We start from the raw sequence: 3150 nt of genomic DNA on the forward strand, positions 1-3150 counted from the left end.
CTCACGTCAATGATGAGGGCGCAAGGGCTCGCTGGATACCCCGTCGGACGCAGACGTGAGATCAGGATGTGGCGGCGTCGGGGGCGTCCACGGCGCCGCCGAATCGGCGATCACGTCCGAGGTAGGCGTCGATGCCGTGCCACAGGTCCTCCCGCGTGAAGTCAGGCCAGAGCGTGTCGAGGAACACGAACTCCGCATACGCCGATTCCCACAGCAGGAAGTTCGAGGTGCGCTGCTCGCCGCTCGACCGCAGGAACAGGTCCACGTCCGGCATGTCCGGGCGGTAGAGGCGTCGCTGGATCAGCTTCTCCGACACCGCCGAGGGCTTCAGCCGGCCCGCCGCGACGTCGTCGGCGATCGAGCGCATCGCATCGACGAGCTCGATGCGGCCGCCGTAGTTCACGCACATCGTGAGGGTCAGTGCGTCGTTGCCGGCGGTCAGCTGCTCCGCGAACTGCAGCTCCTTGATGACGCTCCCCCAGAGGCGCGGTTTTCGGCCGGCCCACTGGATGCGGACGCCCCACTCATTGAGCTGATCGCGCCGACGGTGGAGCACGTCGCGGTTGTAGCCCATGAGGAAGCGCACCTCTTCGGGCGAGCGCGACCAGTTCTCGGTCGAGAACGCGTAGACCGACAGGTGCTTCACGCCCGCCTGGATGGCGCCGGCCACGACGTCCAGCAGCGCGGCCTCGCCCGCCTTGTGCCCCTCGATGCGGGTGAGACCCCGGCGATTGGCCCAGCGGCCGTTGCCGTCCATCACGATGGCCACGTGGTTCGGCACGGCACCGCGGGGGTACTCCGGCGGGTAGACGCCGGTCCAGTCGAGCGGGCGGTACGGCACCGCGTCGCGGTGCGTGTAGGGCTTCGGGGTCACCTGGTGCCTTCCTGCGGGGCTGCCGAGACATGGGAGAGCGAACGGATGCCGCGCTCGAGGTGCCACTGCGCGTAGGCCGCGATGAGACCCGAAGCGGCGGCAGTCGACCCCGGCGCCGCGGCATCCACCGCGTCCCACTCCCCCGCCATCAGCGACTGCAGGAGCGACACGGTGGCGGCGTCGACGCGTGCGGCCCCGGTCGGAGCGCAGTCGCGGCAGACGATGCCGCCCTGCTGGGCGACGAACGTGTCGTGGGGGCCGCGGCGACCGCAGAGCGCGCATTCGCCGAGGCCGGGCGCCCAGCCCGACAGCGCCATCGCACGCAGCAGGTAGGAATCCAGCACGCTGCGCGAGGCATGCTCGCCGCGCGAGAGGGCGCGGAGCCCTCCGACGAGGAGCAGGTACTGCTGGGGCGTGGCCTCGGCCTCGTTGAGGCGATCGGCCGCCTCGACCATCGCGTGCGCGGAGGTGTACCGGTCGTAGTGGGCGACGATCTCGGCGCCGTAGGAGCCGAGCGATTCGGCCTGCTGGACGATGTCGAGCGAGCGCCCCTGGTACAGCTGCACATCGGCGACCATGAAGGGCTCGAGGCGTGCGCCGAACCGCGACGATGTGCGCCGCACCCCCTTCGCGACGGCGCGCAGCTTGCCGTGACGGCGGCTGAGCATCGTCACGATCCTGTCGGCCTCCCCCAGCTTGTGGGTGCGCAGGACCACGACTTCATCGCGGTAGGTGGGCACGGGTCAATTATCCCTGCGCACCCGTCCGATCGGGCGGCACGGCCCGCGGGTGGCGCGGGCCGTGCCGCCGGCCATGCCGCTAGGCTCCGCAATGTGATGCTGCCGCGTGCCGCCGCCGTCCTGGGCCTGGTCGTGCTGCTCTCCGGGTGCACCGCCGCGGAGACGCCCGGACCGACGCCCACCGAAGACACCCGTGTGGCGGAATGCGACGCGGCGGCGGCCGCCGTCTCCGACGCGGTCGCGGACGTCGTGGCCGGCTACGAAGGGCCGTTGGGGCCTGACGGATCGATGACGGCCTCGCCAGAGCCGCTGCCGAGCGCAACCCCCGACACCGACGGGTCCGGCGACCCGCTCTCCGCCGCGGTCGCCGCGGCGCGCGAGACACGCGAACGCCTCGGCTGCGACGCCGACCGCTTCGAGGACGAACTGCAGACAGGGCTTGACGAGGTGCGTCCTGAGGGCGCGATCGCGACCGCCGTCTGGCGCAGGCTCTCGGCGACGCTCCTCGGGCGGATCCCCACGGACACGACGGAGCGCACGCTGGAGGCGGGCGAGGATCTCGCCGAGGTCATCTCGCAGATCCCCGAGGGCGGAACCCTCGTGCTGCCGGCGGGGACGGTGGAGGCGGACGACACCGTCGTCCTCCTCGACGGCGTGACGCTGCGCGGCGCCGGTCGGGACGCCACCGTCCTGCGCTCCTCGGCGTCCGATGCCGCCGTCCTGATCGCCGCGACCGGTCTGGTGAAGGTCGTCGACATGACGGTCGAGGTCGCGGGTCCCGATCCCGCATCGGCCGTCGTCGCCGGTCCGTGGGCGTCGCTCGTGCTGAGCGGCGCGCGGGTGGCGGGCGCCACCATCGCCGACGGCATCGGCGGTGCCGGCGTGTACCTGTCCGCCGGCGCCGACGACGTCACCGGCGAGCAGACGACGCTCGAGGTGACCGACACCCTGTTCGAGCGGAACGCGTGGGCAGGCCTCGCGGTGACCGGCCGGCACCGCGTGAGCATCGAAGCCTCCCGGTTCGCCGGCAACGGCGAGGTGGGCCTGCTGTTCATGGACGCGACCAGCGGCTCGGTGCGCTCGAGCACGTTCGCCGACAACACGGTCGGGGTCGCGATCGCGGGCACATCATCGCCGACACTGTTGTCGACCACTGCGAGCGGTGGGTCGGTCGCGTTGCAGACGGACGATTCCGCGGCTCCCACGGTGGACGGGATGGACATCGGCGGCGCGACCACCGCGGCCGTGATCCTCGGGGGCGAGTCGGGGGGATGGATCGGCGGCGTGGCCTGCCATGACGTGCCGTTCGGCATCGTGGTCTCCAGCGGCGCCGCACCGACGATGGGACCGAATTCCTGCGCGCTGAGCCAGGGCGGCTCCTGAGAGCCAAGACCCCGGCGACAGCTTCGCGACACGCCGGCGAGCTTTCGCGACACGCCGTAGAAGTCCAGATGTTTGAGGATTTTGCTTGTACGCGATCCGAGGTCGGTGCCATACTCGGCGACGTCGACCCCACTTCGGGTGGTGGGGTCAGGC

3 protein-coding genes are annotated in these 3150 nt (G+C 71.5%); 1 reads left to right on the plus strand and 2 read right to left on the minus strand.

The window, feature by feature from the left end; all coding sequences use genetic code 11:
• Window positions 1-61: 61 nt before the first annotated feature.
• Window positions 62-874: an isoprenyl transferase gene (locus Q9R33_RS09635; protein ID WP_056367372.1), complete on the minus strand. Its 813-nt coding sequence runs from the start codon at window positions 872-874 to the stop codon at window positions 62-64.
• Window positions 871-1614 carry a DNA repair protein RecO gene (gene recO, locus Q9R33_RS09640; RefSeq protein WP_310246769.1) on the minus strand — a complete coding sequence of 248 codons (744 nt, stop codon included), beginning with the start codon at window positions 1612-1614 and terminating at the stop codon, window positions 871-873. The genes Q9R33_RS09635 and recO overlap by 4 nt, the downstream gene beginning before the upstream one ends.
• A gap of 96 nt (window positions 1615-1710) precedes the next feature.
• Here recO and Q9R33_RS09645 point away from each other — a divergent pair, with 96 nt between their 5' ends.
• Entirely contained in the window at window positions 1711-2997 is a 1287-nt protein-coding gene (locus tag Q9R33_RS09645; protein ID WP_311293829.1) for a right-handed parallel beta-helix repeat-containing protein, read from the plus strand.
• Window positions 2998-3150: the final 153 nt, after the last annotated feature.

The sequence above is a fragment of the Microbacterium sp. PRC9 genome, assembly GCF_031844125.1.
GTDB lineage: Bacteria > Actinomycetota > Actinomycetes > Actinomycetales > Microbacteriaceae > Microbacterium.